At 57.5% G+C, this 25921-nt stretch carries 25 protein-coding genes and 3 tRNA genes; 6 read left to right on the top strand and 22 right to left on the bottom strand.

From position 1 onward, the window contains the following. Positions 1-7: 7 nt before the first annotated feature. The 6 genes from HY308_10145 to alaC form a co-directional block, all read right to left on the bottom strand. On the bottom strand, positions 8-2005 hold the full coding sequence (locus HY308_10145) for a chemotaxis protein CheA (protein MBI3898641.1): 1998 nt from the start codon (positions 2003-2005) through the stop codon (positions 8-10). 3 nt (positions 2006-2008) lie between these two features. Next, positions 2009-2371 carry a response regulator gene (locus HY308_10140; GenBank protein MBI3898640.1) on the bottom strand — a complete coding sequence of 121 codons (363 nt, stop codon included), beginning with the start codon at positions 2369-2371 and terminating at the stop codon, positions 2009-2011. Positions 2372-2387: 16 nt separating this feature from the next. Then, complete coding sequence (locus tag HY308_10135; protein MBI3898639.1) at positions 2388-3737, bottom strand: methyl-accepting chemotaxis protein; 1350 nt, start codon at positions 3735-3737, stop codon at positions 2388-2390. Then, the gene (locus HY308_10130) at positions 3734-4039 is read right to left on the bottom strand and encodes an STAS domain-containing protein (protein MBI3898638.1); all 306 of its coding nucleotides are present in this window, start codon (positions 4037-4039) and stop codon (positions 3734-3736) included. Before HY308_10130 ends, HY308_10135 begins: the two co-directional genes overlap by 4 nt. Positions 4040-4276: 237 nt before the next feature. Beyond that, positions 4277-5641, bottom strand: a complete 1365-nt coding sequence (locus HY308_10125) for a homoserine dehydrogenase (GenBank protein MBI3898637.1) — start codon at positions 5639-5641, stop codon at positions 4277-4279. After that, entirely contained in the window at positions 5638-6846 is a 1209-nt protein-coding gene (alaC, locus tag HY308_10120) for an alanine transaminase (GenBank protein MBI3898636.1), read from the bottom strand. The genes HY308_10125 and alaC overlap by 4 nt, the downstream gene beginning before the upstream one ends. Before the next feature lie 248 nt (positions 6847-7094). Here alaC and HY308_10115 point away from each other — a divergent pair, with 248 nt between their 5' ends. Beyond that, entirely contained in the window at positions 7095-7475 is a 381-nt protein-coding gene (locus HY308_10115; protein MBI3898635.1) for an Mth938-like domain-containing protein, read from the top strand. Here the strand turns inward: HY308_10115 and HY308_10110 are convergent. Continuing rightward, positions 7472-8479, bottom strand: a complete 1008-nt coding sequence (locus HY308_10110) for a LysR family transcriptional regulator (GenBank protein MBI3898634.1) — start codon at positions 8477-8479, stop codon at positions 7472-7474. The genes HY308_10115 and HY308_10110 overlap by 4 nt on opposite strands. Positions 8480-8531: 52 nt before the next feature. Here HY308_10110 and HY308_10105 point away from each other — a divergent pair, with 52 nt between their 5' ends. Continuing rightward, on the top strand, positions 8532-9263 hold the full coding sequence (locus HY308_10105; GenBank protein ID MBI3898633.1) for an SDR family oxidoreductase: 732 nt from the start codon (positions 8532-8534) through the stop codon (positions 9261-9263). 30 nt (positions 9264-9293) lie between these two features. Here the strand turns inward: HY308_10105 and rpoS are convergent, their stop codons facing one another. From rpoS to uvrB, 15 genes are all read right to left on the bottom strand, one after another. Beyond that, positions 9294-10346 (bottom strand): RNA polymerase sigma factor RpoS, encoded by a 1053-nt coding sequence (gene rpoS, locus HY308_10100; protein MBI3898632.1) that lies wholly within the window; start codon positions 10344-10346, stop codon positions 9294-9296. Between the two features lies 1 nt (position 10347). Then, positions 10348-11130 carry a peptidoglycan DD-metalloendopeptidase family protein gene (locus HY308_10095; GenBank protein ID MBI3898631.1) on the bottom strand — a complete coding sequence of 261 codons (783 nt, stop codon included), beginning with the start codon at positions 11128-11130 and terminating at the stop codon, positions 10348-10350. A gap of 149 nt (positions 11131-11279) precedes the next feature. After that, positions 11280-11939: a protein-L-isoaspartate(D-aspartate) O-methyltransferase gene (locus HY308_10090; GenBank protein ID MBI3898630.1), complete on the bottom strand. Its 660-nt coding sequence runs from the start codon at positions 11937-11939 to the stop codon at positions 11280-11282. 10 nt (positions 11940-11949) lie between these two features. Continuing rightward, entirely contained in the window at positions 11950-12696 is a 747-nt protein-coding gene (surE, locus tag HY308_10085) for a 5'/3'-nucleotidase SurE (GenBank protein ID MBI3898629.1), read from the bottom strand. Between the two features lie 133 nt (positions 12697-12829). Further along, a tRNA-Pro gene (locus HY308_10080) sits at positions 12830-12906 on the bottom strand. Positions 12907-12992: 86 nt separating this feature from the next. Next, positions 12993-13352, bottom strand: coding sequence for a MerR family transcriptional regulator (locus HY308_10075; GenBank protein MBI3898628.1), 360 nt, complete (start codon positions 13350-13352; stop codon positions 12993-12995). Further along, a complete protein-coding gene (locus HY308_10070) occupies positions 13345-13695 on the bottom strand; it encodes an integration host factor subunit alpha (GenBank protein ID MBI3898627.1) in 351 nt (116 codons plus the stop codon). Before HY308_10070 ends, HY308_10075 begins: the two co-directional genes overlap by 8 nt. 35 nt (positions 13696-13730) lie before the next feature. Next, positions 13731-16100: a phenylalanine--tRNA ligase subunit beta gene (gene pheT, locus HY308_10065; GenBank protein ID MBI3898626.1), complete on the bottom strand. Its 2370-nt coding sequence runs from the start codon at positions 16098-16100 to the stop codon at positions 13731-13733. A 16-nt stretch (positions 16101-16116) separates the two neighbouring features. Next, a complete protein-coding gene (gene pheS, locus HY308_10060) occupies positions 16117-17157 on the bottom strand; it encodes a phenylalanine--tRNA ligase subunit alpha (protein ID MBI3898625.1) in 1041 nt (346 codons plus the stop codon). A 338-nt stretch (positions 17158-17495) separates the two neighbouring features. Next, positions 17496-17855, bottom strand: a complete 360-nt coding sequence (gene rplT, locus HY308_10055) for a 50S ribosomal protein L20 (protein MBI3898624.1) — start codon at positions 17853-17855, stop codon at positions 17496-17498. Positions 17856-17868: 13 nt separating this feature from the next. Next, positions 17869-18066 carry a 50S ribosomal protein L35 gene (rpmI, locus tag HY308_10050; protein MBI3898623.1) on the bottom strand — a complete coding sequence of 66 codons (198 nt, stop codon included), beginning with the start codon at positions 18064-18066 and terminating at the stop codon, positions 17869-17871. Positions 18067-18123: 57 nt separating this feature from the next. Then, entirely contained in the window at positions 18124-18642 is a 519-nt protein-coding gene (gene infC, locus HY308_10045; protein MBI3898622.1) for a translation initiation factor IF-3, read from the bottom strand. Positions 18643-18647: 5 nt separating this feature from the next. Beyond that, positions 18648-20573 (bottom strand): threonine--tRNA ligase, encoded by a 1926-nt coding sequence (gene thrS / locus HY308_10040; GenBank protein MBI3898621.1) that lies wholly within the window; start codon positions 20571-20573, stop codon positions 18648-18650. An 86-nt stretch (positions 20574-20659) separates the two neighbouring features. Then, positions 20660-20734: transfer RNA gene (locus HY308_10035), tRNA-Val, on the bottom strand. A gap of 63 nt (positions 20735-20797) precedes the next feature. Further along, positions 20798-22849: an excinuclease ABC subunit UvrB gene (gene uvrB, locus HY308_10030; protein ID MBI3898620.1), complete on the bottom strand. Its 2052-nt coding sequence runs from the start codon at positions 22847-22849 to the stop codon at positions 20798-20800. 230 nt (positions 22850-23079) lie between these two features. Between uvrB and HY308_10025 the strand changes: the two genes are divergently transcribed. The 4 genes from HY308_10025 (at position 23080) to HY308_10010 (ending at position 25920) form a co-directional block, all read left to right on the top strand. Next, entirely contained in the window at positions 23080-24270 is a 1191-nt protein-coding gene (locus HY308_10025) for a pyridoxal phosphate-dependent aminotransferase (GenBank protein MBI3898619.1), read from the top strand. A gap of 380 nt (positions 24271-24650) precedes the next feature. After that, positions 24651-25148 (top strand): GspH/FimT family pseudopilin, encoded by a 498-nt coding sequence (locus HY308_10020; GenBank protein MBI3898618.1) that lies wholly within the window; start codon positions 24651-24653, stop codon positions 25146-25148. A gap of 35 nt (positions 25149-25183) precedes the next feature. Continuing rightward, a tRNA-Asn gene (locus HY308_10015) sits at positions 25184-25258 on the top strand. A 119-nt stretch (positions 25259-25377) separates the two neighbouring features. Beyond that, positions 25378-25920 (top strand): Slp family lipoprotein, encoded by a 543-nt coding sequence (locus HY308_10010; protein MBI3898617.1) that lies wholly within the window; start codon positions 25378-25380, stop codon positions 25918-25920. The last annotated feature ends 1 nt before the right edge of the window (position 25921 follow it).

Genomic DNA, 25921 nt, shown 5'->3' with positions numbered 1-25921 from the left:
GTTTCCCTCAATGTAACGTCGCCGACGCACCACTCACGCGTCCGACTGTCGGGCCGCTCGCGGCCACGACATTGACCGCGCCATGCGCGCGCCGCACCAAGCTCCCGGCATCGAGGATCAGCGCCACCGTGCCGTCGCCCAAGATCGTCGCCGCGGAGATGCCTTCGAGGCGCTGGCAGTGCTTATCAAGACTCTTCAATACCACTTGCTGTTGGCCGAGCAACTCATCGACAAACAATCCGGCGCGTTTACCGTCCGCTTCGATGATGACGACGATGCCTTCGCCCAAATTGTCGGTGCGCGGCGGCACATTGAACATGCGTCCGAGTCGCAATAACGGCAAATACTCGTCACGCACACATAAAATTTCCGGTCCGCCGGCCGGCTGTGTGACTTGGCGCGGATGAATACGCAACGATTCGGCGATCCATGCCAGCGGCAAAATATAAACCTCCGAACCGACTTGCAGGCTCATACCGTCGACGATCGCCAGCGTCAGCGGCAAGCGAATGGTGAAACGCGCACCCTGACCGCTGACCGAGCTCACCTCGACGCCGCCGCCGAGACTACGAATATTGTTGCGCACGACGTCGAGCCCGACGCCGCGACCGGACACATCGTTGATCACCTCAGCCGTGGAGAAACCGGGGGTAAAAATTAATTCGTCGATCTGCGCTGGCTCGAGCTGAACATCGGCGCTGACCAAACCGCGCTGACGCGCCTTCTGCAGAATGCGCGTACGGTCCAAACCGCGACCGTCGTCCTCGATCTCGACCACCACGCTTCCGGCCTTGTGATACGCATCGAGCTGGATTGTACCGACCGGCGACTTGCCGGCACGTACGCGATCGTCCGGCGACTCGATCCCGTGATCGATGCTGTTTCGCACGAGATGAATCAACGGATCGCTGATGCGCTCGATGATGGTCTTATCGAGCTCGGTGCGCTCGCCGCTCATCGATAGTTCAATTTGCTTGCCCAACGAGGTAGAAATGTCGCGCGTCAACCGCGGCAGCCGGCTGAACACGAAGCCGATCGGCAGCATGCGAATGCCGAGCACACCGTCTTGCAGATCACGACTGTGGCGTTCGAGCTGGGCGATACCGGCGCGCAGCTGCGGCAATGCATCGAGGGTAAATCCTTCGAGTACCTGGCTCAGCATCGTCTGCGTAATTACCAGCTCGCCGACCATATCGACCAATGCATCGACCTTAGCGGTGGCAACACGGATCGACGACATATTCATATCGTCCATCTTCGTCAACGTCGCGACCGACGATGCCGCGAGCACCGGCTTGAGTTCGAGCTCGCAATCGCCGATCACCCAAGCGAAAACCTCGTCCAGCGCTGCCCGCGGTACCGGCGTTTGCAACACCAATTCCCAACCAAGGTAACAAGTCTCCGGATCGAGATCGGCCCAATTCGGCAAGCGCGACAAATCGGTACGCGTGCGACTCTGGCCAAGATCGGCGATGGCGCGCAACAATCGCAACGGATCGTTACCAGTGTGGAACAGTCCTGGATGCGGATAGAAGCGGATGACCCAGCTACTGGCGTCGGCCGCCACCGGCGTCGAAGCGGCGCGCGGCTTGTCCGGTAACGCCTGCGCCCGCTCGAGTTCGGCGCGCAACGCGTCGACACCGGCCGGAGTTTCCGGTGTCTCCGCGCGCGCCGCCTGCAGCAACGTCCGCAGGCAATCCACCGAACGCAGCAATAAGTTGATCGATTGAAAATCGAGAACTCGCCGGCCGGAACGTGCGTCGTCCAACAGCGATTCCATCGCATGCGCGAAATCGGCTACCTGCTGAAACCCGAAGGTACCGCTGCCGCCTTTGATGGAATGGGCCGCGCGAAAAATACGGTTGAGGCATTCGGCATCGACGACGGCGGCGGCATTACGCTGTAACGCCCGCTCGACATCGAGTAATTCCTGCTCCATCAGCGCCACTGCTTCGAGACTCTCCTCGAAGAAGGTCGGGTGGAATCGGCGCAAGTCGACGGCCATCGCCTACCCCAACACTTTTTTGACGACGTTGACGAGTTGTTCCGGATTGAACGGCTTGACGATCCAACCGGTCGCGCCGGCGCGCTTGCCTTGATCGCGCTTGCCTTGCTGTGATTCGGTCGTCAGCATCAAAATCGGCGTGAACTTGTAGTTATCGAGCGCACGGAGCGACTGCACCAGCGAGATGCCGTCCATATTCGGCATGTTGACGTCGGCAATGACCAAGTCGACCTTGCGCGTCTTCGCCAACTCCAGCGCCTCGGCACCGTCGCTCGCTTGGATAACGTCGTAGCCCACGCTGTTGAGCGTGAAGCTAATCATCTGTCGCATGGATGCGGTGTCGTCCACCGTCATGATGGTGGGCATGAGTTCCTCCGTCTCTTTAAAAGAGCTCCACTGTCGGTCCGCTAGTCGGTGCGCCTACCGCGCGCAATTTTCGTAATGCGCCGTCGCTCGCCGGCGATTCTGCCGGCGGATTGGCGGCGGCGCCTTCCGGCAGCGGCAGGGTTCCCTCCACCGCCTCGGGCAGCAAGTATTTATTGACGACCATCGTTTCCTGCATCAAATGGAACAACGTGCGTCGCAACTCATCCATCGGTTCGAGCATGCTGGTCAATTTCTGGCTGGTGATGTCGTGGAACTGCAACGAGATAACGACGTTCTCGACGTCGCGCGTAATCTCGCGGCTGATGGTATTGATGCGGCCGACAGTTTCGGCGACCTCGCGGTTCTTGTCTTCGAGCGCGTGCGTAAGCGCAATGACGTCGTCTTTGATCGTCAGCGCGTGCTCCATGTCGGCAGCCGACAACTTACGCATATCGCCGTAGGTCTTGTTCAAGCCGACCTTAACCGCCTTCAAATGTTGGCGAATACGATCGCTGAACTCGTGCGAGCGTTGGCTCAAACGCCGCACCTCTTGCGCGACGATCGAGAAGCCACGGCCGTGCTCGCCGACGCGCGCCGCTTCGATATCGGCGTTCAACGCCAGCAAGCTGGTTTGATCGGCGAGCTTTTCGACGTCGAGCAAGAACCCGTCGATCGCTTGCGTACGAGTCTGCACGCCGTCGAGCTCTTTCACCATTTGCACCGACAGATCGGCAACGCGGACCACTTCGTCCGCCATTCGCGTCAAGCGCTCGTCGGACACGCGAATAAAGTCCTTCAACGACTGCGGCGCACCATCATCGGCTGCACCCTGCGTACCTTCGAGCAGGTCCATCGCTTGGCGCGCTTGCAATGTCGCTTTATTGATGACCGCTTGGAAGCTGTTCGAGATAGTATTGGCCGCCTGCTCGGTTTGCTGTACGACGGTGTGAATCTGTTTGCGTAATGCCAAGGCGGCTTCGCTGTAACGATGTGCGACATCGACCCAACGACGCAGTAAATCTTCCAACCGACGCCGATGATTATCCGACGCCATCGATTCCAGCATTTGGTCGACTGGCGGCAACTGCGTGATCTCGGCCGATTCGCGCAACAGCGCTTCAACGTCTGCTTCCAGCGAGGCGGCGGACGGTTGTGCAGTTGCGGCCACGGTCGTTGGCGACGCCGCTTCTTCAATCATGCGTCGTTTCATTCCGTAACGGGTCAGCAATAACACGGCGATGATATTGGCGAAGGCGGTACCGACGGCGACACTCAGCGGGATGAATAACAGCGTCCACGCCCATGAGCCGACGATGGCGATAATTGCCCACGCCCACCAACGTTCTGCCGCCAACCGTTGCATCATGTCGGCAACTCCAAGGCACCGGTGATGCCCAACGCTTCACTGCCGTTGCGCAACGCCGTGCTGACCGAACGCCAATGCGGTGCTAAGCCGCGGTCGCGCGCCGTGCGATAAAACGCGAGCAACAACTGCAGGCCGGCGGCATCGACGCGTTCAACATCAGCCGCATGCAGCTCGACGGGCAATGCCCGCACCAACGCTTGGTTCAACGATTGATAAACGGCACGCACCCGGGGCACATCCAGCAAACCCTGGAGAACCAGTTCCGTACGGTCGGCGTGGCACGTCACTTGGACGGATTCCATACATCATCCTTAGTCGTTAGGTGCACAAACATCCATTACTCCTTCACTATGGCGAGGAATTCCTTGTCATAGTTGTAGTAAGTAAAGCAATTGCTATGCCAGCAGGAGGAAGAAAACGCCGAACGGCTCGAATGATCGCGTCGGAATTTCGACGCGATATCAGAAAGACGATGGAAGTCGCTGGATAGGAAAGAAAAAGCGGTGGAAACGCCGAGCCGCCGGTCGGCGGCTCATGCCTTACTGCCAGTTGGCGCGCAGGTGCTCGAGGCGAATGCGGGCGACACTACCGCGGATAGAACCGAGCTGCTCGATCCGTGAAATAGCAGTGTTCATCGCTTGTTCGGCGACACGATGCGTCAGAATGATGATCGGCACCACACTTTCCCCTTCCGCCGGCTCCTTCTGCAGAATCGCCTCGATGCTGATATCGAGGTCGGCAAGGATGCGGGTCACGTCGGCCAAGACGCCAGGACGATCCTCGGCATGCAGCCGCAGATAGTACGACGTCTCTACCTGGGCCATCGGCAGGATCGGCAGATCGACCAATGCATCCGGCTGGAATGCCAGGTGCGGCACTCGATGCGTCGGGTCGGTCGTCAATGTGCGTACGACGTCGACCAAATCGGCGACAACCGCCGATGCCGTCGGCTCGGCGCCGGCACCGGCGCCGTAAAATAGCGTCGGTCCGACCGCATCGCCTTTCACCAGCACGGCGTTCATTGCGCCATCGACGTTAGCGATCAACCGGCGTTCCGGGATAAGTGTCGGATGTACACGCAGCTCGACGCCGCTGCTCGAACGCCGAGCGATGCCGAGCAGCTTCAAGCGATAACCGAGCTCTTCGGCGTAGGCGACATCGGCGCGAGTGACGCGGCTGATACCTTCTACGTAGATATCTTTGAAATTGAGCGGGATACCGAAAGCAATGGCGGCGAGAATGCAAAGCTTGTGGGCCGCATCGATTCCTTCGACATCGAAGGTCGGATCAGCTTCGGCATAACCGAGCTGCTGCGCTTGCGCCAGCACGTCGGCGAAGTCCGCGCCCTTATCGCGCATCTCGGTGAGGATAAAATTGCTGGTACCGTTGATGATGCCAGCCAACCACTCAATGCGATTAGCCGATAATCCTTCGCGCAATGTCTTGATGATAGGAATGCCGCCGGCAACCGCCGCCTCGAACGCGACCATCACACCCTTGGCTTGGGCAGCGCGGAAAATCTCGTTGCCGTGTAACGCGATCAACGCCTTGTTGGCGGTGACGACGTGCTTACCTTGGGCGATCGCTTCGAGCACCAACGTGCGCGCCGGCTCGTAGCCGCCGATCAACTCGACCACGACCTCGACCTGCGGATCGCGCACCACCTGCATGGGGTCGGCCAACAATTCGATGCCCTGCGTCGGACCCGCACGCGGCTTGGTAATATCGCGCGCCGATGCCTTGATAACCTCGATGCGACGGCCGGCACGACGCGTAATCTCTTCGCAATTGCGCGACAACACGGTCAACGTACCGCTGCCGACGGTGCCTAGACCCAACAATCCGATACGAACCGGAGCAGCGCCGGCTTCCGGCACGGCTGATTTTGAAGTGGAACGACTCATGCACTACCCCGCCGTTGTTCTGTCAGTAAACGTTCTTGCCGCAATACGTCGCGTATCGAACGTATCGCCTGGCGAGTCCGATGCTCGTTCTCGATTAGTGAGAACCGCACATACTCATTGCCATATTCACCAAAACCGATGCCGGGAGACACCGCCACCTTGGCCTCGGTCAGTAATTTTTTGGCGAATTCAAGCGAACCCATCGCCCGATACGGCTCGGGAATGCGCGCCCATACGAACATAGTTGCGCGCGGCTTGTCGACCTGCCAACCGGCAGCGATTAGGCCATTGCACAATACATCGCGCCGATTTTGATAGATCGCGCAGATTTCCTGCAGGCAATCCTGCGGACCTTCGAGCGCCCGAATCGCCGCCACTTGAATCGGTGTGAACGTGCCGTAGTCGAAATAGGACTTGAGCTTGGCCAACGCCGCCACCAGCGTTTCGTTGCCGCACATAAAGCCGACACGCCAGCCGGGCATGTTATAGCTCTTCGACAACGTAAAAAATTCGACGGCGATATCTTTAGCGCCGGGAACCTGCAAAATCGACGGTGCCACATAACCATCGAACACGATGTCAGCGTAAGCGAGATCCTGAATCACCCAAATGCGATGCTCACGGGCGATGGCGATGACCTTTGCGAAGAACGCGAGATCGACGCACTGCCCCGTGGGATTCGCCGGAAAATTCAATACCAGCATCTTCGGCTTCGGCCACGAATCGCGAATTGCCTTTTCGAGCTCGGCAAAGAAATCGCCGCCCGGCACGAGCGGCACGTGGCGAATATCGGCGCCGGCGATAACGAAACCATAGGCATGGATCGGATAAGACGGATTGGGCACCAATACCGCGTCGCCCTTGTCCACGGTCGCCAACGCCAAATGCGCCAGCCCTTCTTTCGAGCCGATAGTGACGATCGCCTCGCGGTCCTGATCGAGCTCGACATTAAAGCGGCTCTGGTACCAGGCGCAGATTGCCCGACGCAGACGCGGAATGCCGCGCGAAACCGAGTAGCGATGGGTGTCTTCGCGTTGCGCCGCGTCCACCAATTTATCGACAATATGCTTCGGCGTGGCACCATCCGGATTGCCCATGCCAAAATCGATAATGTCTTCGCCGCGCTGGCGCGCTTGGGCCTTCAACTCGGTGACGATGTTGAAGACGTAGGGTGGAAGTCGCTTGATGCGTGGAAAATCGTCCATTGGATGCCGCGTACTGAAGGCTGCCTTATCGCTAGGTGGTATTTAGTTGAATGATGGGCAATGAGTGCGAAAACCGCGCCCATTATAGGGTGTGGCCAGCGGAACTGGAAACCATCGATCTTATGAATCCGCTGTTGCCCCGCCGGACCCCCACTTCTATCGGAGAAGCCGGTCTAGTTTGACCAAAGCTCCTCCTTTGCTTAATTGGCGCCGACGACGAAAATGGATTACGAGGTAAAATATAAAGTATGAAAATTCAGCTTGAAAACACCGGCAGTCACAATGTTATTCGCTCTTACGCGCCCGGCTGCGTTACCGTCAACCAGGATTCGTACGCCGGTAGCGTAATCGTCACACCCGATCGCATTATCGCCGATTGGCCGCCACAAACGTTGGCCGATTTAACCGCTGAGCATATCGAGGCAATTGCCGCGCTGAACCCTGAGGTCATATTGCTCGGCACCGGTAACCGCCTGCGTTTTCCCGCGTCTGAGGTCACGCGCGCGCTAGCCTCGGCCCAAGTCGGTTTTGAGGTGATGGACACGGGCGCTGCGTGTCGCACATACAATGTTTTGATGGGTGAAGGTAGGCGCGTGGTGGCGGCGCTGTTGCCGATTACCAAAACTTAATAATGACGCTGTAAATCATCTACCAGCGCCGTTATCGACCCAGAATTCCGCGTCGCATGACTCGAATGTCGAAACACCTCTCGCATTAACTCGATAAAGCGTTGCCGCCAGGGTGCGGAATTTCGCTCATCCCAGCTCAACCAAACCGGCACCGTGCAATACGAGTTGTCCCACGGTAAGGCGACGACGGATCCATCGGCCAACGCTGCTTCAGCCGCCACCTTAGGCAATAGCGCGATGCCCATCCCGGTGGCAACGCAACGCACAATGGCAGCGAGACTAGCAAGCTCCACGACCGGTGCGGCGGCACCAACGATGGTTCGAATGGCGCCGTCATATATTTCTCGATAGACGCAGCCTACCGCTGTCGACAGAAACGCCTCGCCCATTAAATCGCCGGCGGCGACGCGGGGTAATCCATTAAGTCGATGTTGTGGATGCGCAATCAAGCAAAGCGATTCCGTACCCAGCATCTCGCATCGCAACCAAGCAGGACCGGTCGGCACATTTCCGAGAACCAGGCTCATATCGGCATCGCCGTCGGCGACCGCGCGCAACAATTCGCCGCGGCTCGCCGGTCGCACTGCCAGCGATACTTCCGAATGCATCGAACGAAAGCGTGCGAGCACCGCTGGAAGTCGACGGGCACAAAAAGTTTCTGGCGCAACGATCGTCAACGACTCACCACCACCGCCGTCGCGGCGGAGGGTTGCATGCGCTTCTTGCACCAACGACAAGATACGATCGGCGTAGTCGAGCAGCTGCTCGCCGGCGGCAGTCAACTCAAGCGAACGTCCGCCGCGGTCGAAGAGCGTGATATCGAAGTCCGCTTCTAAATTCTGGATATGCTCGGTCACGCTCGACTGAGCATAATGCAATTGTTCCGCCGCCCGGCTGAAGTTCAACGTTCGCGCCAACGTGCAAAAAGTCTCTAGCTCTTTGAGCTTCGTTCGCAGCACCGATCGACGAAACCGATAGTGGTTATCGGATTGTCCCGTTTCCATTCCTGCCCTCGCCCGTAGAAGATGGTCTCGTCCGAATGCCAGGAGACCGCACATGAATCAATCTACTAAAACCGTCGAAAGGCTGATAGTTGCCGGCGGTAGTTCCGGGATGGGCTTGGCGGTCGCACAAGCCGCGCTCGCTAAGGGGGTACAAGTCACGATTGTCGGTCGATCCGCCGACAAACTTCATCAAGCCACAAACAAGCTGGGCGCAAGCGCGCCCGTCCAAACGATCGCGGCAGACATCACCGACGAAACAGACGTAATACGCTTATTTAAAACGGTCGGACCCTTCACTCATTTGATTACGACCGCGGCGAGCGTGACTTATCAACCGGTTAAAGAGTTTGATGTTGATGCGGCGCGAAAAATTCTCGACTCTAAATTGATCGGCCCGCTGCTCCTAGCGAAACACGGCGCTCCGCTGATAAACGCCGGTGGATCGATTACTTTTACTTCAGGAATCGCGGCTTATCGACCAGGGGTAAATGCATCTATGGTAGCGGCGGTGAATGGTGGGCTTGCGGCCTTTGCTCGCGCATTAGCCGTCGAACTTGCGCCGATCCGGGTCAATGTTGTTTCGCCGGGATGGGTAGATACGCCCATTTGGACCACTATCGCCGGCAACAAAAAGCGGGCGATGTTCGAGCAGATGGCAAAGTGCCTCTTAGTGGGCAGAATAGGTACGCCTAACGATATAGCGCAGGCAATACTCTTTTTAACGGAGAACCAATATACGACGGGTAGTGTTTTACACGTGGACGGCGGGCATCGCCTGGTTTAGCGCGCCGTCGGCTGCAGTAAAGAGCAAAACTTAAAACAACGAGTCGACCGAGAAACCCGCCTTCTCCAAAATCACGCGCAATCGCTTCAACGCCTCGACTTGGATCTGACGCACGCGCTCGCGCGTGACACCGATGTCGGCACCGACCTCTTCCAACGTCGAAATCTCGCGGCTGTTCAACCCGAAACGGCGCTCGACCACTTCACGCTGCTTGTCGTTGAGCTCGTTCAGCCACGATTCGATCAGCGATTGCAGGTCTTCGCGCTGTTGCGCCTTTTCCGGATCGAGCGTGCGCTCGTCGGCGATGGCATCGAGCAGCGATCGGTCCGGATCGTCGTCGAGCGGCGCATCGACCGAGGCCAAACGCTCGTTCAGACCGAGCATACCTTTGACGTCTTCGATCGGCTTATCGAGCAGCTGCGCCACTTCTTCCGGTGTCGGTTCGTGGTCGAGCTTCTGTGATAGGTAACGCGCGGCGCGTTGGTAAATGTTGATCTCTTTGAGCACGTGCACCGGCAGACGGATGGTGCGCGTCTGATTCATGATGCCGCGCTCGATCGTCTGGCGGATCCACCAGGTAGCGTAGGTGGAGAAGCGGAACCCACGCTCCGGGTCGAACTTCTCGACCGCGCGAATCAATCCGAGGTTACCCTCCTCGATCAGATCGAGCAGCGCCAGACCGCGGTTCATGTAGCGCCGGGCAATCTTCACCACCAGGCGCAAATTACTTTCGATCATACGCCGGCGGGCAGCGGCGTCGCCCTTCTGCGCCTTGCGGGCGAAAAAGACTTCTTCCTCGGCGGTCAGCAGCGGCGAGAAACCGATTTCCTTGAGATAGAGTCGGGTCGCATCGGCAGCGAGATAAGTATCGTCGCTGGCGCTGCTGCTCTCCTCGCTCTCTTCCTTTTCTTCCTTTTCAGCGACCTCGACGGTCGCCTCCTTCTCTTCAGCACCATCGCCGTCTTCGTCAGCACTGGCGGCGGTCTCGCCTTCTGTCTCTTCCTCGTCGGGAGTCGACAGCAGCTTCTCGTCATCCTGCGCTTTACCTTTCTTGCGAGGTGCTCCGGGTTTGCGTGGCGGCATATTACTTTTTCGGGAGGTGGTCGATGGGATCGACGGGGACACCACGTCGACGAATTTCAAAGTGCAATTTTACGCGATCAGTTCCGCTGTTACCCATCGTGGCAATGACTTGACCGGGTTTTATCACACTGCCTTCCTGAACGTAAATCGTTGCGCAATGAGCGTAAGCGCTGAGGAAATCCGCGTTGTGCTTAACGATAATAAGCTGGCCGTATCCGCGAAGTCCACTGCCTTGATACACAACTTTGCCGGCAGCCGCGGCATGAATCGGTTGACCCGCTGTGCCGCCAATGTCAATGCCCTTATTCACACCATTCGTTGTAAAACGGGAAATAATATGACCTTCGGTTGGCCACATCCATTTCACAGCACCGTGCTCATCGGTGGCATCGCGTAAGACTGGCGTCGGCGCAGGCGTCGGTTTCGGTGTGACACTTTCGTTTACAACCGGTTTCTTTACCGATTTAACAGGCGGTGTGAGACGCAGCTGCTGTCCCGGCGTCAACGCATAGGGCGGCTCAATGTCGTTCCATGACGCGAGATCCTGATAACTGACACCGGCCGCTAGTGCGATGCGGTAAAGCGTCTGGCCTTTGACGACCGTATGTTGCGATTTACTGTTCAGTGCAACCTCGATACCGCGTGGAGGTTGTAGGCGAATCCGCTGGCCGGGCTTGATCAGATAGGGCGGATCGATGTCGTTCCAGGCCGCCACTTCGCGAAAATCGCGACCGGACTCCCAAGCGATGCTGTAAAGCGTGTCACCGGCTCGAACTTCGCGCACTGCTGAATCAGACGGACGGGCAAAATAGGCATTTCGTGGATGAACTTCAGCGGCAGGACCGGCAGCGCAGGCACTCAACGCTAATGCGACAACGGCGCTCGCGAAAACGAACCGATTCCGTCGGCGCCGACGCGCATCGACGCCGGCAATCAGGGCCGGTCCTCAATCAGCGGGACGAAACTGACCGCTTCAAGCCGTTCGCGGGCATAACCCGCTTGAGTGCGTTGCAACACCAACAGCTCCTGCGCCAAACCGCTGCCGACAGGAATGACGAGCCGTGCATCGAGCGCGAGCTGTTCCAGCAGCGCCGGCGGAACCGCGACCGCCGCGGCGGTGACGATGATGCCGTCATAAGGCGCATGCTCAGGCCAGCCGAGACTGCCATCGCCAAGCTTGAACTGAGCGTTACGAACGCCGAGACCCAGTAGCTGTCGACGCGCGTTCTTCAACAACGGTTCCAAGCGTTCGACGGTGTAAACCTTGGTGGCAACCTGCGACAACACCGCGGTTTGATAACCGGAACCGGTGCCGATTTCGAGGACTTTATTCAGCGACCGCCCGGCGCGTAACGTCTCGGTCATGCGAGCGACGATGTAAGGCTGGGAGATGGTCTGGCCAAAGCCAATGGGCAACGCGGTATCTTCGTAGGCCCGACTGGAAAGCGCTTCATCGACCAACAAATGACGCGGAACCTTTCGAATTGCCGCTAACACGTCTTCGTCACGAATACCCTCGGTACGCAGCCGCTCGATCAAGCGTTCGCGTGTGCGTGACGACGTCATGCCGATGCCCTTTAAATCGGGTCTCATAATAGACGTACTACAAGGTTTTAAGCCAAGACGAGACCTGCTCGAGGGCAGTATAACGAGTCAAATCGACCTGCAAAGGGGTGATTGACACGAAGTTGCGACGGATGGCATCGAAATCCGTGCCCGGTCCCGCATCCGCCTCGGTACCGGCGGCGCCGACCCAATACACAGGTTTGCCACGGGGATCGATCATACGCACGACTGGCTCGGCCTTATGCCGATTGCCGAGGCGCGTCACTTCGATGCCGGCGATTTGATCGAGCGGCAGATCCGGCACGTTCACGTTCAAGATCGTGTCGGCCGGCAACGGATCGCGCCGTAACTTATGCATGAGACGCACGACGATGTTGGCGGCCGTGTCGTAATTTTCGGCGGCATTGCTAACAAGCGATATCGCGATAGCGGGCGCGCCGAGAAAACGACCCTCGACCGCGGCGGCAACCGTCCCCGAGTAAAGAACATCGTCGCCCAAATTGGCACCGCGATTGATACCGGAAACGACCATATCGGGCTGATGCTCCATCAGACCGGTAACGGCCAGATGCACGCAATCGGTTGGTGTACCGTCGACGCATAAAAACCCGTTCTCACCGCGACGCACACGCAGTGGCCGATCGAGCGTTAATGAGTTGCTCGCACCACTACGGTCGCGGTCCGGCGCGACCACGTCGACATCACCGAAAGCGGCGACAGCGCGCGCCAAGCAGGCAATACCAGGGGCGAGATAACCGTCGTCGTTGCTAACTAATATGCGCATATCCAGAGCTCGAACAAAAAAACATGCAATGAAAACGAGGAACGTACAGCGGAATTTCGAACACCCGTACGTCAGCGTACGGGCTGGGATAGCTCGAAGTCACTAGAGTCACGCTAGGACACGAAACATTGATTGGTCGGGGCGAGAGGATTTGAACCTCCGACCACCACCACCCCAAGGTGGTGCGCTACCAGGCTGCGCTACGCCCCGCATTTGAGGCGGCTATGATACGCGAGACCCCGCTCTACACAAAGCAAATCGAAAGCAGCACACACGTCGAACCGCGCCGCTATCGATCAATGCTCATTGAGCATGCGCAGGACGTTTTCCAGCTCCTGAATCAATCCTTGAATCGCCTGCTCCCGCTCGTTATCGATCGGTTCAGGATGCTCAAGCGCTAACTTATTGCGCGCACCGCTGATGGTGAAGCCTTCGATATAAAGCAACGTACGAATCTGCCGAATCAACACCACGTCGTGGCGCTGATAGTAGCGCCGGTTGCCGCGGCGCTTCACCGGCTTCAATTGCGGAAACTCCTGCTCCCAATAGCGCAACACATGCGGTTTCACCGCGCACAAGTCGCTTACTTCACCGATGGTGAAGTAACGCTTACTGGGGATGGGTGGGAGCTCTAAGTTATCGGCTGGGTCAAGCATTCACTTCAGCCTGGTTATTGGATTTATCGGCTGGCAATGTTCTGTCCGCGCTCGCGCGGGCGTTTTCCTCCACGCGTTCTTTCAGCTTGTGGCTTGCGCGGAATGTGACGACGCGACGGGCAGTGATAGGAATTTCTTCACCGGTTTTCGGGTTACGACCGGGACGCGAATTTTTATGGCGCAGGCCGAAATTACCAAAGCCCGACAGCTTTACCTGTTCGCCATTGACCAGGGCCAAGCGGATCTTCTCGAAGAAAAGCTCGACGAATTCCTTCGCTTCCCGCTTATTCAACCCCAACTCATTGAACAAACTTTCCGCAAGATCCGCTTTCGTTAATGCCATTGGATGCTCGTCCCGTGGTTGTTCTTGCCGGACGCTTAACTCCGCAGCTCCGCCCCCAGCTCTGTCCTTAAAGAGGCGATTACCTGCACAACGAGTGCGTCCACCTCCGCTTCTCTAAGGGTGCGCGAAGAATCCTGTAAGGTCAAGGTCAACGCTAAACTTTTTCTTCCGGAATCAATACCTTCGCCACGATATTCGTCAAATAGCTCAAGGTTAACCAGCAAATTTCCGGCCACTCGCCGTACACCGTCGACGACAGACTGTGCCGATATCGCCTCTTGCACCACAACGGATAAATCGCGACGAATCGCCGGGAACCGGGAGATCTCTTTGAACTCCGGTATCCGCGACGACGTCAGGGCCGAGAGGTCCATTTCGAACAACACCACTCTCTCAAGATCTAGCCGCGCCTGAATCGCAGGATGCAGCGCGCCCACCCATCCAATTCGTTTCTCTTCGGAATGTATAGCAGCACTTTGGCCAGGATGCAGTGCAGAATGAACCATCGGCACAAACTTAAAATCTGCCGGCCGAAGGGTGCAGTGCAATAGCTCTTCGACATCGGCTTTTACATCGTAGAAATCGACGGCACGCTTAGCTATCCCCCACTGCGGATTCCACGCCGTTCCGGTCGCGGCGCCAGCAATGACGGCGTTCTCGCGCGGAACATCGCCGCGCTCGAAACGGCGGCCGATCTCGAATACGCGGATACGTTCCTGCTGACGGTTACGGTTATAACGCAGTGTTTGCAGCAAGCCGGTCCACAACGATGTCCGCATCGCTGCCATATCGGAACTAATCGGGTTAGCCAGCATGAGCGCCGGTGTCGTGGAATCGATCAATGTTTGCAGCTCGGGATCGACAAAGCTGTAGGTAATAACTTCCTGATAATCGCGATCGATCAACAAATCGCGCAACCGACTGGGCACAATGCGTGTCTCGGTCGCATCCGGCGCCATTAGCGGACCACTCGGCAGGCGCGCCGGAATACGGTCGTAGCCGTAAAGGCGCACCACTTCCTCAATCAAATCTTCTTCGATACGAATGTCGAAACGATGTGATGGCGGCACTACCTTCCAGCCATCGGCGGTCCGTCGCACTTGCATGCCGAGACGCTTTAGCATTTTCTCGGACTCAACAGGAGGAATCTCGGTACCGAGCACACGCGCCAAGCGACTACGACGCAGCACAATTGGCGCGATCGTGCGCTTTCCGGGCGCCGATGCCAAGGTAATGGGGCCTGCTTCGCCGCCGGCAATCTCCAGGATAAGTTGCGTCGCCCGCTCGATTGCCTTCACCTGCAGTTCCGGATCGACACCACGCTCGAATCGTTGCGATGATTCCGTTTGCAGCCCAAGCGCACGCGCTCGACCGGCGATGGCATCGGGATGGAAAAACGCGCTTTCCAAAAATATGGACTGCGTATTCGCATCCACTGCCGTCTCTAATCCGCCCATGATACCGGCGAGCGCGATCGGCCCGCGGTTGTCGGCTATCAATAAACTACCGACCGGAATGCTCATGTTGCGACCGTCGAGGAACGTCAGCGTTTCATCGGCCTTGGCCGTGCGCACTTGCACCGCCCCTTTCAGTTTGGCCAAATCGAACGCATGCATCGGCTGTCCCAGCTCGAGCAATACATAGTTAGTCACATCGACCACCGGATGCAGGCTGCGCACCCCGGCACGTCGTAGACGCTCGCGCAGCCAGGTCGGCGTAACGGCGTCTTTGGCGATGTTCTGCACCACTCGGCCGGCGTACCGCGGGCACTCTTTGCGAGCAACCAGTTTAACGGCAACACGCTTCTTCGATTTCACGCGAACCTTCGGAATCCGAACTTCGCGCAACCGGGTGTTGGTAATTGCCGCCACCTCGCGCGCCATACCGGCGACACTGAGACAATCGCCACGGTTCGGTGTCAGCTCGACTTCTAGCGTGACATCGTTCAACGCCAACGCTTCGGTCAGCGCCACACCGATGCGCGCGTTTTTATCCAACACCAGCAAGCCATCTGACTCGGCTTCGAGGCCAAGCTCAGCGGCCGAGCACAACATGCCGGCCGACTCCACGCCTTGAACCGTCGTCGTCTCGATCTTGCGCTCACCTGCCAATACCGCGCCGGCCAAGGCCAGCGGAACCTTCATGCCGACGTTGACGTTGGTTGCACCGCAAACGACTTGGTGCGTTTGTCCGCGGCCCGTTTCAACGACGCAGACATTGAGCTGCGCCGCGGTCGGATGCGGCGTCATCGATTTTAGGCGGCCCACAATCACGCCTTTCAGCGGTGGCGCAATCGGATCGATAGAACCAACCTCTAATCCAGCCGACGTCAACCGCTCTGCCAACACACGCGCGTCCAGCCGCGGTGATACCCATTCCCGTAACCATTGTTCGCTCAGTTTCATACGATCACCGATACCGTTACTTGAACTGCTGCAGGAAACGCAGATCGTTTTCGTAGAACAAGCGCAGATCGTTCACACCGTAACGCAGCATCGCCAACCGCTCGACGCCAAGGCCAAAGGCAAAACCGATATGCTGTTCGCTGTCGATCTTCACGTGGCGTAACACCTCGCGATGAACCATGCCGCACCCGAGCACCTCGAGCCAACCCGTGCCTTTACAGACGCGGCAACCCTTGGCACTGCAGATCACGCAACTGATATCGGCTTCGGCCGACGGCTCGGTAAACGGAAAGTACGACGGCCGAAACCGCACTTTCAGCTCGCGTTCGAAAAAACGATTCAAGAATTCGGCGAGTACGCCTTTGAGATCGGCAAACGTCACCTGCTCGTCCACCATCAGTCCTTCGATCTGATGGAACATCGGCGTATGCGTAACGTCGGAGTCGCAACGGTACACCCGTCCCGGTGCGATGATACGCAACGGCGGTCGATGTTGCTCCATATAACGTATCTGCACCGGCGACGTATGCGTGCGTAACAAGCGATGTGCGTCGAAATAAAACGTGTCGTGCATCGCCCGCGACGGGTGATTGGCCGGAATATTGAGCGCCTCGAAGTTGTGGTAGTCATCTTCGACTTCCGGCCCATCGGCGACGGTAAATCCCATCGCCACAAAAATTTTTTCCAGGCGCTCGAGGGTGCGCGTAATGGGATGCCGACCACCGGTACGCATACCGCGGCCCGGCAACGTGACATCCAACCGCTCGCGCTCGAGCTGGACATCCTGCGCCTTCGCCTCCAGCTCGGACCTGCGCGCTCGCAGCTGCTCCTGCACAGCGTCCTTCGCTTCGTTTACCCATTTACCAAAATTGGGCCGGACTTCCGGCGGCAACGTGCCGATTTGCTTAAGCTGCTCCGTAAGCACGCCTTTCTTGCCAAGGTAATGCACACGGATTTCTTCGATGGCGGCAACATCCGTGGCGCTGTTGGCCGCGGCTTCCGCCTCTGCGGTTAGCCGCGTCAGTTGTTCTTGCGCTGATTCAGTTGTTTCAGACATGGTGTACACCTGTTCCGTAACTACCTGTACCCATACTTGGTCACCTCCGAGACTCCCTCCCCCTCAGGGGGAGGGTCGGGGTGGGAATGGGTTTGCATGCGTCGCTTAAGCTCCGCCCCCTTCGCTTGAACCCACCCCCACCTCTTGTTTCCGCCCAGGGTGCGCGAAACCGTGCGCACCCGCTCGACAGCGCGGATGCACTTAACGTGCATCCGCGAAACCCCTGTCTCGCCCCCCTGAGGGGGAGGAGGAGTTGGTGAGAATCTTCAATAAGAATAAAAAAAGGGAAAGGTCAGGGACCTTTCCCTTGCGCTCCACATTAATCTAGCAGCGAGCGGTTAGCTCGCCAGCGCAGATTTGGCTTTATCGGCCAGTGCGGAAAAGGTCTGTTTGTCGTGCACCGCGATATCCGCCAAGACCTTGCGGTCGACGGTGATCGCGGCCTTTTTCAGACCATTCATAAATCGACTATAGGAAAGACCGCACTCGCGCGCGCCGGCATTGATACGCGCGATCCACAACGCGCGGAACTCGCGCTTGCGGACCCTACGATCACGGTAGGCGTACTGATCGGCCTTCATGACCGCCTGCTTCGCGGTCTTTATGTTTTTGCGGCGGGCGTTGTAAAAGCCCTTCGCGCGCGCCAGAATTTTCTTATGGCGGGCGCCGCTGGTAACTCCTCGTTTAACGCGTGGCATCGTTCACTCTCCTCTACGCGTGCGGCAACAGTTGACGCAAACGACCCACATCGGTCGCGTGGACCATGGTCGTACCGCGCAGCTGACGCTTACGCTTGGACGTCTTCTTGGTGAGGATGTGGCGCAGGTGCGAACGAGCACGCTTGAATCCGCCGCCCGCAGTGGACTTGAACCGCTTAGCCGCTGCGCGGTTGGTTTTTAACTTAGGCATTTCTACTACTCCGCATTCTCGCGCCCACTAAATTATTTTAAGTGGGCACTACAGTGATTAACGCTTTATGGGGCCGATGATCATTACCATCTGCCGACCTTCTAAACGCGGATGCTGTTCAACAGCACCAACCTCTTTAAGGTCCGCTTCGACCCGCTGCAGGAGTTGCATGCCCAGTTCTTGATGGGCCATCTCCCGACCGCGGAATCGCAGGGTGATCTTCGCTTTGTCCCCACTCTCAAGGAAACGTATCAGGTTGCGTAGTTTGACCTGATAATCTCCGATGTCCGTCCCGGGACGAAACTTAACTTCCTTGACCTGAATTTGCTTCTGCTTCTTTTTGGCCGCGTGCCTGCGTTTACTTTCCTCGTACTGAAATTTACCAAAATTCATCACGCGGCAAACGGGTGGAGCGGCCTGAGGAGAAATCTCGACCAAATCCATCTCAGCTTCTTCCGCTGCTCGTAAGGCCTCCTGGATGGAGACGATGCCGACTTGTTGACCATCAGCACCGATAAGCCGAACCTTCGGGGCGTTGATCCGCCCGTTTATACGTAACTCTTTATCCGACGCGATGTTTACTACCCTCCAAAAATATTAACGCCGCGGCCCGCGATGTCTTGGGTGAGACGCTCTCTGAAAGCTTCGAGCGTCATCACGCCCAAGTCTTCACCCTTACGCGTGCGCACGGCAACGGTACCATCGAGCGCCTCTCGCTTGCCTAAGACAAGTAAGTACGGAATGCGCTGCAAGGTATGCTCGCGGATTTTAAAGCCGATTTTCTCGTTTCTCAAGTCAGCATCGACCCTCAGGCCCTGATTTTTAAGATTCGTCTCAATCTGACGGGCATAATCGGCCTGGGCGTCGGTAATAGTCAGAACCGCGACCTGCACCGGGGCGAGCCAAGCTGGGAACAAACCGGCGTATTCTTCGATCAAAATACCGATAAAACGCTCCAGCGAGCCCAAAATCGCCCGATGCAGCATGACTGGGACCTGCTTAGAGCCGTCCTCGGCGATGTAGTGCGCCCCCAAACGGCCCGGCATGGAAAAGTCAACTTGGATGGTGCCGCACTGCCATAACCGGCCGATGGAGTCTTTCAGGGTAAATTCGATCTTGGGGCCGTAAAATGCGCCCTCCCCCGGTTTTTCGTCCCACGGTAGCCCACGGCTATCGAGCGCTTGCGCCAGTGCCTTCTCTGCTTTATCCCAGCTCTCGTCGGAACCAATTCGATTTACCGGGCGGGTGGCAAGCTTGTAGATGACGTCCTTGAAGCCAAAGTCGGCATAGACCTTATGCAGCATGTCGATAAAGGTCGACACCTCCGGCTGGATCTGCTCGTCGGTGCAGAAGATATGGGCGTCGTCCTGCACAAAGCTGCGCACCCGCATTAATCCATGCAGTGCGCCGGATTGTTCATTGCGATGGCAAGCACCGAACTCCGCCAGACGAAATGGCAGATCGCGATAGCTTTTGAGTCCCTGGTTATATACCTGGATGTGGCACGGGCAGTTCATCGGCTTGATCGCGTACAGCCGCTTTTCCGACTCGGTGATGAACATGTCGGCATGGAATTTTTCCCAATGCCCGGACCGTTCCCACAACGAGCGATCGACCAGCTGCGGTGTGCGAATTTCACGATAACTATTCGCGCGCCAAAGCTCGCTCATGTACTGCACGACCGTTTGATACAAGCGCCAGCCGCGTTCGTGCCAAAACACCATGCCCGGCGCCTCTTCCTGCATATGGAACAGGTCGAGCGCACGGCCTAGCTTGCGATGGTCACGCTTTTCCGCTTCTTCGATACGATGCAGATACGTCTTGAGCTGGTCGTCGTTCGCCCAAGTCGTGCCGTAAATACGCGCCAGCATTTCATTGCGCGAATCACCGCGCCAGTAAGCGCCAGCGACTTTCATCAGCTTGAAAGCGCGCAGCTTACCGGTAGCCGGTACATGTGGCCCACGGCACAGATCGATAAAATCGCCTTGGCGGTATAACGATAAATCTTCGTTCGCCGGGATACTCTCGATGATGCGCGCCTTGTACTCCTCGCCCAGGTCGCGGAAGAACTTCACCGCCTCATCGCGCGGCATTACCGTGCGACTAACCGGATAGTTGCGCTTAACGATTTCACGCATGCGCTCTTCGATCTTCGCCAAGTCCTCTTCGGTAAAACCACGCTTGAAGGCGAAGTCGTAGTAGAAGCCATCTTCGATGACCGGACCGATGGTGACCTGCGCTTCCGGAAACAGTTCTTTGACGGCCTGTGCGAGCAGGTGCGCCGTCGAATGCCGCAGGACTTCGATCCCGGCAGGATCACGATCGGTGACGATTGTCACCACCGCGTCGTCATTAACGGTATAAGAGGTATCGACAACCTTGCCGTTGACCTTGCCGGCGAGTGCCGCTTTCGCAAGACCAGCACCAATACTGGCGGCTATTTCGGCGACGCTAACAGGTTGGGGATATTGACGCTGGCTGCCGTCAGGCAGAGTAATAACTGGCATATCAGCAGACCCTTTAACTCAGTGGCGACCGATACGAGGGGCCGCATGTGGGTGAAGATTATTCTCGAACGTATCTTTCAAAAAGTTGGTAGGCGCGAGTGGGATCGAACCACCGACCACTACCATGTCAAGGTAGTGCTCTACCACTGAGCTACGCGCCTATTGGACGGTGGCGAAAATAGCACAACGAGGCAGAGGCTAACAAGAAGCTTAAGCCCTTCGTCTCACTTTTTTCCCGCCGCGGCAGCCGCACCTGGCACCACGCCGAAGCTCTGCTCGCGCACCACCCGAATCTTGTCGCGGACAGCAGCCGCCTGCTCAAACTCCAGATTGCGAGCGTGCTTGTGCATCTGTTTTTCCAGCTGGTTGAGGCGCTTGGCCAATGCCTGCGGAGTCAAACTTATGTACTCAGCACTGTCTTCGGCCGCCATCAGCGACGCATTCGCCCCGCCCTTCGCTCCCGGACGCCCGAAATGTACCCCGTCGATAATCTCTTTGATCTCTTTGACGATGCCACGCGGTGTGATTCCGCGTTCGGCATTATGGATAATCTGCTTTTGGCGGCGCCGGCTAGTTTCGTCGATCGCCGCCCGCATCGAATCGGTGATGCGGGCGGCATACATGATCACCTTGCCATTGATATTTCGTGCGGCACGCCCGGTCGTCTGGATCAGCGAACGAGTTGAACGCAGGAACCCTTCTTTGTCGGCGTCCAGGATTGCAACCAGCGAGACTTCGGGCAGATCCAACCCTTCGCGCAATAGATTGATGCCGACGATGACGTCAAACACACCGGCCCGTAGGTCGCGAATAATTTCGGCCCGCTCGACCGTATCGATATCGGAATGCAGGTAACGCACTTTCACGCTGTGCTCCGACAAGTACTCGGTGAGATCCTCAGCCATGCGCTTCGTCAACGTCGTCACGAGTACACGTTCTTTCGCCGCTACTCGGATTCGGATCTCCGACAACAAATCATCAACCTGGGCCGTAACCGGACGCACCTCGATTTCCGGATCGATCAGACCCGTGGGGCGCACCACCTGGTCGATCACTACGCCGCCACAGTGCTGTAGCTCATACGCGCCCGGCGTCGCCGACACGAAGATAGCTTGCGATACCAATCGCTCGAATTCCTCGAAACGCAGCGGTCGATTGTCTAACGCCGACGGTAAGCGAAAACCGTACTCCACTAACGTTTCCTTACGCGAGCGATCACCTTTGTACATACCGCCAAGCTGCGGAATCGTAACGTGGCTCTCATCGATCACCATGAGCGCGTTATCGGGCAAGTAGTCGATCAACGTCGGCGGCGGCTCACCCGGCTTGCGGCCGGAAAGATAGCGCGAATAGTTCTCAATGCCGTTGCAATAGCCGACTTCGCGCATCATTTCGAGGTCATAAAGCGTGCGGCTCTCGAGCCGCTGCGCTTCCACCAATTTGTTATGCGTGCGCAATTCCGCGAGCCGCAGGCGCAGATCTTCACTGATCTGATTAATCGCCTTGAGAATGGTCTCGCGGCCGGTGACGTAATGGCTCTTTGGGTAGATCGTGCTGCGCGTCAGCGGCGCGGTCGCTTCGCCGGTGAGCGGATCGAACTCGGTAATTTTTTCTATTTCGTCGCCGAACAACTCTACCCGTACCGCAAAGCGTTCCGATTCGGCCGGGAAAATATCGATGACATCGCCGTGCACGCGAAACGTGCCGCGCTGTAACTCGAGATCGTTACGCGTGTACTGCATATCGGCCAGGCGCTTCAGTATCGCCCGCTGTTCCATCGGCGCACCGCGCTTCAGGTGCATCACCATCGCGTGATACGTCTCTGGATCGCCAAGACCATAAATGGCGGAAACCGTGCCGACGATGATCGCATCCGGCCGTTCGAGCAGCGCTTTGGTCGCCGACAACCGCATCTGCTCGATGTGCTCGTTGATCGACGAGTCTTTCTCAATATAGGTATCGGACGACGGGACGTAAGCCTCGGGCTGGTAGTAGTCGTAGTACGAGACAAAGTACTCGACCGCATTGTTCGGAAAGAAATCGCGCATTTCCGAATAAAGCTGTGCCGCCAGGGTCTTGTTAGGCGCTAGGACCAACGCTGGTCGCTGTACCTGCTGGATGACGTTGGCGACGGTAAACGTCTTGCCGGAGCCGGTCACACCGAGCAACGTCTGATACGCCTCGCCGCGCGCAAGCCCGCCGACCAGCGCCGTTATCGCCTGTGGTTGATCGCCTGCCGGCGGGAATGGGCTGGCAAGCTGGAAGGGACCGCTCATCTCTCAAATCCTAAATAGTCGCATCAGCGAACCTACTCCCCCTCTCCCACCGGGAGAGGGATGGGGTGAGGGTTGCTTGAATCAGCACATTGCTGAACCTTGGCATCCCTCACCCTCATTCCCTCTCCCGGTGGGAGAGGGAGGCGAGTCGATGGCACGCACGATGCGCGCCGTTTGTAAGATCGGGTATATTACCGCCGTTTCCCATATAAATCGTTCGAGGAATTACCTTGTCCACCCTACGCCTTGCGACCCGCGTCGGCCGCATCAAGCCGTCGCCCACTCTCGCCGTTACCGCCCGTGCTGCTGCCCTCAAGGCTCAGGGCAAAGATGTTATCGGCCTCGGCGCCGGCGAGCCCGATTTCGACACCCCCGCGCATATCAAAGAAGCGGCGATTAAGGCCATCAACGACGGCTTCACGAAATACACTGCGGTCGACGGCACCGCCGGCTTGAAGCGCGCGATCATCGCCAAATTCGAGCGTGACAACGGTCTGAAGTTCACGCCGGATCAGGTGTTGGTCTCGGTCGGCGGCAAACAGAGCTTCTTTAACTTGGCGCAGGCGTTCCTCGAAGAAGGCGACGAGGTCATCATCCCGGCACCCTACTGGGTGTCGTATCCCGATATGGTCGTGTTGGCCGACGCTACGCCGGTCATTGTTCAAGCCGGCATCGAACAGTCCTTCAAGATCACACCGAAACAACTCGAAGCCGCGATCACCCCGCGTACGAAGTTGCTAGTCATCAACAGCCCGTCTAACCCAACCGGCAGCGTCTACTCGCGTGCCGAACTCGCGGCGCTCGGCGACGTGCTGCGGCGTCATCCGCATGTGTTCATTGCTACCGATGACATGTATGAGCACATCCTTTATACCAAGGAGCGGTTCGTCAATATTCTTAACGCCTGCCCCGACCTGCTGGAACGGACCATCGTGCTAAATGGCGTGTCGAAGGCGTATGCGATGACGGGTTGGCGTATCGGTTATTGCGCCGGCCCGAAACCGCTGATCACGGCGATGACCAACGTGCAATCGCAAAGCACGTCAAACCCGACATCGATTTCCCAAGTCGCCGCCGAAGCGGCGTTGGCCGGCGACCAGAGCTGCATGGTGCCAATGCTGAAAGCTTTTAAAGAACGTCACGACTACGTTGTCGAACGACTGAATCATCTCCGTGGCGTTCGCTGTCTGCCGTCCGAAGGCGCGTTCTATGCGTTCCCCGATTTCCGTCAAGCGATCGCCAATATGGGTGCGGCAAACGATGTCGCCATCGCCGAACAAATCCTCGAGCAGGTCGGCGTCGCGCTAGTGCCGGGCTCGGCGTTCGGCGCCGAAGGCTACCAACGCCTGTCATTCGCCACGTCACTCAAGGCGCTTGAGTCTGCGCTAAATCGTCTGGAGCAGTTCCTCGGTCGTGCTTAACAGCGAGTCACTCATTGCGACGCGCCTTACCCGCGCGTCGCAATGAGAGTAGTTTCTTCTATCCTCCCCACTCCACCATCTTCTTCTCGTTCTTGTCGTAAAAAAATTCTCTGGATCGCAGAAAATAATTTTCACATCGCGATACATCTTCTACAAAAACCGGTTCGTCCAGCACCAAAGTACGATTGATCGAATCCTGTGTGGCAACATAATGCGCGCAGCAGGGAAGATCGCGTCCTGCCGAGTTTCACGCAAACAACAAGCACGCTGACGCGTGCGCCACGGGAGGAACTAGCGTGTTCCGGACCACTTCGAATGTGTCGTATTCATCCCCCTTTTGCCCATCATTCGCCGAACGTGGGTTTACCCTGTCCGAACTGATGACCACATTAGCGATAAGCAGCGCGTTGGCCGTCGGCTCGGTCAGTTTCGCTTCGCTGCTAAAAGACACCGCCATCAGCACATCCGCGAACGGCATCGTCGGTTACATCAATTTGGCACGCAGTGAAGCCATCCGACGCCAAACCGAGGTAAAGATTTGTCCGAGCGCCGGCCACGCGAGATGCGCTTCGACAGATGCCTGGCAACAACCCACTTGGCTAATGTATGTCGATGCTAACCATAACAACGATGCCGACGCCGGTGAGGTAGTGCAGATACACGAGATCGATACGAAACAAATTACGTTTAAGGCAAGCAACAACGAAAAGCAGCTCACCTACCTGCCCTCAGGAACATTGCACGGAAGCGTTCTTAATAGGACTTTCGCGCTGTGCGACCCCTCGGGGAAGGGCCTTGGCCGTTATGTTGTTATCAATGTTGCCGGCCGGTCCTACATTTCCAAAAAAACCGGGAATGAGAAAGTACGTTGTTCTTGACCGTACGAAACCCCTGCCCTTAATATACGCGCCCTTCCTCGGTAGCTCAGTGGTAGAGCAGGTGACTGTTAATCACCTGGTCGGGGGTTCGAATCCCTCCCGGGGAGCCAATTGCCAGTTAAGGGCCGCAATCTTGTGGCCCTTACTTCTCCTCCCAAAAGTCGATCGCTCGACCAATCCCCTGCTCACTACGCCTCAATCGCGCTAGCCGCAACGGTATACTGACGCAATGCGCGTACTGCTGATTTTTCTGCTTCTACTGCTCTCGGCCTGCACCTCACCGTTGCCAGAAACATTGCGTCAGCCGGGGGCAGCAGTCGCCCTGCCGGAAGCCCGCCAGAACACGAGCGCCTACATTGGCCAACGCGTCCGCTGGGGCGGGACCATTGCCGCGGTAGAAAATCGTCCGGAGGAGACCCGGCTCGATATCGTTGCCTATCCGCTCGACCGCTTTGGACGGCCACGAGTCACCCGTGAAAGCCACGGACGCTTTTTAGTGCGGGTCGATCGCTTTCTTGATCCAGCGATTTATACAAGCGGCCGCGAAGTCACCGTCGGCGGCAGCATCGAGCAACCGATGACGAAGCCGATTGGCGAGCATCCTTATAAGTATGTTGTCATTAAAGCGGATGCCGTTTACTTATGGGAACCACGAGTAGACGTACGCGAGCCGTCCTACTATCGCGATCCTTTCGCGTACGACCCTTTCTGGCCGTCACGACCCTACCCGGGTTGGTATGACCCCTATCCGTTTTATCCTTATCGGCGTTGAT

It is taken from the genome of Gammaproteobacteria bacterium (genome assembly GCA_016199745.1).
Taxonomy (GTDB): domain Bacteria; phylum Pseudomonadota; class Gammaproteobacteria; order Acidiferrobacterales; family Sulfurifustaceae; genus JACQFZ01.
This window is presented reverse-complemented; position numbering and strand designations above follow the sequence as displayed.